General features: G+C 75.9%; 9 protein-coding genes. All 9 read left to right on the top strand.

Annotation, left to right across the window (positions count from 1 at the left end):
* Nucleotides 1–68 precede the first annotated feature (68 nt).
* Nucleotides 69–344, top strand: a complete 276-nt coding sequence (locus tag C1I95_RS32485) for a hypothetical protein (RefSeq protein WP_111219761.1) — start codon at nt 69–71, stop codon at nt 342–344.
* 117 nt (nt 345–461) lie between these two features.
* The gene (locus tag C1I95_RS32480) at nt 462–671 is read left to right on the top strand and encodes a hypothetical protein (protein ID WP_233514028.1); all 210 of its coding nucleotides are present in this window, start codon (nt 462–464) and stop codon (nt 669–671) included.
* Between the two features lie 41 nt (nt 672–712).
* Entirely contained in the window at nt 713–2,110 is a 1,398-nt protein-coding gene (locus tag C1I95_RS32475; RefSeq protein WP_146605929.1) for a hypothetical protein, read from the top strand.
* Nucleotides 2,107–2,517, top strand: a complete 411-nt coding sequence (locus tag C1I95_RS32470) for a hypothetical protein (protein ID WP_111219757.1) — start codon at nt 2,107–2,109, stop codon at nt 2,515–2,517. The genes C1I95_RS32475 and C1I95_RS32470 overlap by 4 nt, the downstream gene beginning before the upstream one ends.
* Entirely contained in the window at nt 2,510–2,827 is a 318-nt protein-coding gene (locus tag C1I95_RS32465) for a hypothetical protein (protein WP_111219755.1), read from the top strand. Before C1I95_RS32470 ends, C1I95_RS32465 begins: the two co-directional genes overlap by 8 nt.
* Entirely contained in the window at nt 2,824–3,201 is a 378-nt protein-coding gene (locus C1I95_RS32460; RefSeq protein ID WP_111219753.1) for a hypothetical protein, read from the top strand. Before C1I95_RS32465 ends, C1I95_RS32460 begins: the two co-directional genes overlap by 4 nt.
* Nucleotides 3,198–3,434 carry a hypothetical protein gene (locus C1I95_RS32455; protein ID WP_111219751.1) on the top strand — a complete coding sequence of 79 codons (237 nt, stop codon included), beginning with the start codon at nt 3,198–3,200 and terminating at the stop codon, nt 3,432–3,434. The genes C1I95_RS32460 and C1I95_RS32455 overlap by 4 nt, the downstream gene beginning before the upstream one ends.
* Nucleotides 3,424–3,660 (top strand): hypothetical protein, encoded by a 237-nt coding sequence (locus C1I95_RS32450; protein WP_111219749.1) that lies wholly within the window; start codon nt 3,424–3,426, stop codon nt 3,658–3,660. The genes C1I95_RS32455 and C1I95_RS32450 overlap by 11 nt, the downstream gene beginning before the upstream one ends.
* 5 nt (nt 3,661–3,665) lie before the next feature.
* Nucleotides 3,666–3,788, top strand: a complete 123-nt coding sequence (locus C1I95_RS36985; protein WP_267900731.1) for a hypothetical protein — start codon at nt 3,666–3,668, stop codon at nt 3,786–3,788.
* Nucleotides 3,789–3,899: the final 111 nt, after the last annotated feature.

Raw genomic sequence — 3,899 nt, 5'->3', positions numbered from 1 at the left:
CCACGGACCAGGCCGAAGCCGCCCCCGCCCAAGCCCCCGAAGAGCAATCCCGTTGGAGGTAGATCAGCATGACCGGACCCGACACCGGTGGGCCGCCGTCCGGCCCGGGGATCACCATCCCCAGGCTGCCCTTTCCGAAGGTGTCAATCACCCCGGAGTTGGCCGCGCGTCTGCGTCGTGAGGCGGCCGCGCACCGCGCTGGCGGACAGGGCGTGTCGACCGTGCCGCTGACGGCGGAGCAGCGCGAGGAGCGCTACCGGTGGCAGACCGGGACGCGCCGGACGGCTCGGCAGCGGCGCCGGATCGAGCACAAGACCCGTCGCAGTCTCGCGGGCCGGGTCTGACATGCGCGGGTGCCTCGGCGGGATCGCGTGCCTCGCGGTCAGCGCGGCCGTGATGATCACCGCCGTCTGGGCTGTGGTCGCGTGGGCGGCCGGCTGATGGCGGCTCGGATCCACTCCGTGGCGCGGGTCGTGCGGGCGGTCGCGTTGGTCGCGGTCGGCGTGGTGCTGGTCGTAGATGGGCTGGCTGGCCCGTCGACGCCGGCCGTCGAGCCGCGGCCGATGCGGCCGGCGACGGACCAGGAGCGCCGGGAGCACGAGGTTCAGCGGCTCAGTGACGCGATCGACGAGCTGCGGCAGCAAGAAGGGGCCACGGCCGGCACGCCGTGACCCCTGAATCCCTACCAAGTCCCCTGGAAGGACGAGTCGAGATGACAACCAATCTACAGCCCGCGCCGGCGGTGGAGACCGCCGAGCAGCTGGGCCTGGAGGACGAGCCGCGTACCTGGTGGTTCACCTTCCCGCAGGGATCCGCGTACGCGGGCCGGTACGCGGTGACGCACGGCGTGTACGACGCGGCCCGGGCTGAGGTGACGCGGCATTTCGGGCCGACGTTTGCCGGCCAGTTCGCGTCGTCGGAGGAGGCCGGGGTGGCGCACGCCGGGATGCTGCGGCTGCGCCGTGACCAGTGGCCGGCGCCCGTCGACCAGCAGACCGCAGTGCCGGCGGGCGAGGACAACGTCTTCGTCAACCCGGGCGGGCTCGTCCAGAGCCTGGCCACGGGCGAGTGGCGGCGGCCGGGGGACGCGGATACGGCGCTGATGTCGGCGATCGACCCGGCCGCCCCGCCGGCCGAGGCCGCCGGCGACGCTGGCGGCTACCGGTTGACCGAGGCGGGGGAGCAGGCCCTGACCGCCGGCGACGAGCCGGCGACCCCGGCCGTCGACGAGCAGGCCGGGCCGCACCGGATGGCCGCCGGATGGAAGGGCGAGCCCGGCGAGTGCGGGGCGGAGTGCGCGTGCGGGGTCACCTACGACGGCTTCGACAGCCTCGGCGCGGCGTCGGAGCTGCTGGACCGCCACATCGCCATCGCGAACCAGTCGGCGCTGCCGCCGGTGCCGGCCGGCGAGCTGCGCACCGGCATGTTCGTGGCCACCGGCGACATGGACGCGCCGGGGATGGAGGTCCGCCACGTCGAGCTGGCCGAGGACGGCCACTGGGTGGGCGTCGTGTACGCCGGACCCTCGTACTCCGAGTACCGCGTCAACGAGCTGCTGTTCCTGGTCGACGCCGAGGCGGTCGAGCAGGCGGCGGCGCGGGCCAAGGCGCGGGCGCATCGGGCGCAGCAGATCGAGTGCCTGCGCCAGCTGGCCCAGCTGGCCGAGCAGGACGAGTTCTTCCCGCTGCCGCGCTACACCCTGCGTATCGGCGGTGGCCTGGACTCCCCCGAGGCGGTGCGCCGGTTCGCGGCGGTGCTCGACGTAGAGGCGGTCGAGCAGGACTACGGGCTGCGGGCGACCTGGCGCTACGGCGGCGACGAGCTCAACCCGCCGGTGGAGGTGGAGGTGTCCGCCGCCCACCCGCGGTCGGCTGGCGCGAAGTCCACGCCCGTGCCCGTGCCGGTGTCGTCGCCCCCTGCGCCGCCGGCGACCGAGCCCCCGCCGGCGCCGGCGGTGCCCGCCGCCGAGCCGGCGACCACCCCGGATCCGGCCCGCCGTTGCTGCTGGTGCGGTGCCACGTCCGGCCTGGCGATGCTGCCGCACGGGCCGGACGACCCGGTGGCGTGGGCGTGTGCCGACGCCACGTGCCCGCAGGTCGGTGCCCGATGAGCTGGGCCCGGTTCGACCCCGCGCTGACCACTCGGCCGCCCGGCGTGCCGGCCCCGCCGGCCGCACGCCCGGCGGTGCCGTCGCCGCGGTCGCTGATGTCGATCATCCGCGCCCGGCTCGCCGGCGCCGGCTGGCACTACGAGCGCGACGCCGCGATGGGCCGCGAGCGGTGGACGGAGCCGGTCCTGCGTGACGGGCAGCGCGAGCCCCGCACGGTGCTCGTCGACGAGCTGTTCGCCGCCGCCGGCGGCCGGGTCGTCGAGGCCTGCAACGGCCACGAGCGGCTGATCCTGCGGTGCGTCGCGGACACCGACCCGCAGGTGGTGCTGGTGACTCTGGACGTGTGGCGGATGCTGCCCGACCCGTCCACGGCACCTGCCCGTCAGGCGGTGACCAGCCATGGGTGACCTCGTTCAGGACCTGGTCGTGGCCGGCGTCGACTGGGTGGCCACCCACCCCGCTTTGGTGGCCGCCGGGCTGCTCACCATGGTGTGCGTCGCTCTGCTGACCCGCATTGCGCTGCTGCTGTGGGCCGATCGGTGGGACCGGTGGGCGGGGGCCCGCGCGGTGGTGCCGGCCCCGCCGGCCCCGCCGCCGCTGTGGCCGGACCGGCCGCTGATCAACCCCCGCTACGTGGCGCACGTCGCGGCGAGCTCGGCGGCGTTCACCGCGGCGCTGCGCGCCGGCCGGCCTGCCCAGCATGGTGGCCACCGGTGACCGCCCCGCGGACCGCGGTGGCCGCGCCGGAGCCCCCGGACCGGCTGCTGACCGCTGTCGACCTGACCGTGGGCGACCCGGTGTGGGTGTGGGCGGGCGGCCGGTGGCGCCGCGGCGAGGTCACCCGCCTGGCCCAGGTGAGGGTGCGGGTCAGCTACGTCTCCGACCGGCACGGCTCGACCCGTGAGCGCTGGTTCACCTGCACCGAGTCGGAGCCGGTCTACCACGGCGGCCTGCCCGACCCCCTGACGTGGCGGTGTGTGTCGTCGCGGTGCCGGCTGGTGTGCACTGGCCGGCCCGGCCAGAGCACCACCCAGATCCGCGCCGCGCACGAGGCCTCCCCGATGCATCACCGGGAGTTCGACCTCTCATGACCGCCGACGAGCCGACCGAGGTGCTCTGCCTGCACTGCGACACGCCGGTGATGACCGCCGTGTCCAGGGCGCGGCGCGTCGGCGAGGGCTGCTGGCGCAAGGCCCGCGCCGAGGCCCGCGCCCGGTCGGCTCCGGTCCCCCTGCCAGGCCTCGCCGGCCACGGCGACCGCGCCGGCCTCGACGGCCCGTCCCTGCTCGACCACCTGCCCGGGGACGGCACCGATGGCCCGTAGCCCCGAGCGCCGCTACTGCACGAAGTGGGACCCGGACCCCGGCATCGGCCCGGACCACCGCGACCGGCTTACCTGCCAGACCTGCCTGCGCGTGGGTGAGGCCGGCGACGCCAACCACAGCCCACCACCGCCGCGGGCCCGGCCCGCCTCGAAACCCCTGCCCGCGGCCCTCGCGGCCGCAGCCCGAGCCCGCGACGCCGCGATCCTCGGCGAACGAGAGGACTGAACACGATGACCTCCCCCCAGCCCACCGACGAGCAGGTCCGCGACGCGGTGACCGACCTGACCAACGCGCTCGCCCCGTACCGGCTGGGCGGTGGCCGCGTCGACGAGGCGGAGGCCGGCCGTGGCTGACCGTCTGCTCGCCGACGAGGAGCTGCGCGCCGCGGCGGCGGCGCGGCCGGGGTACGCGACGTATCGGCAGTATCGGCCGGGCCAGCCTGAGCGCCTCGGCCGGCTGCCGAT

Source organism: Micromonospora craterilacus (genome assembly GCF_003236315.1).
Taxonomy (GTDB): Bacteria; Actinomycetota; Actinomycetes; order Mycobacteriales; family Micromonosporaceae; genus Micromonospora; species Micromonospora craterilacus.
Note: the sequence above shows the minus strand (reverse complement) of the source record. Positions and strands in the feature narration are given on the sequence as shown.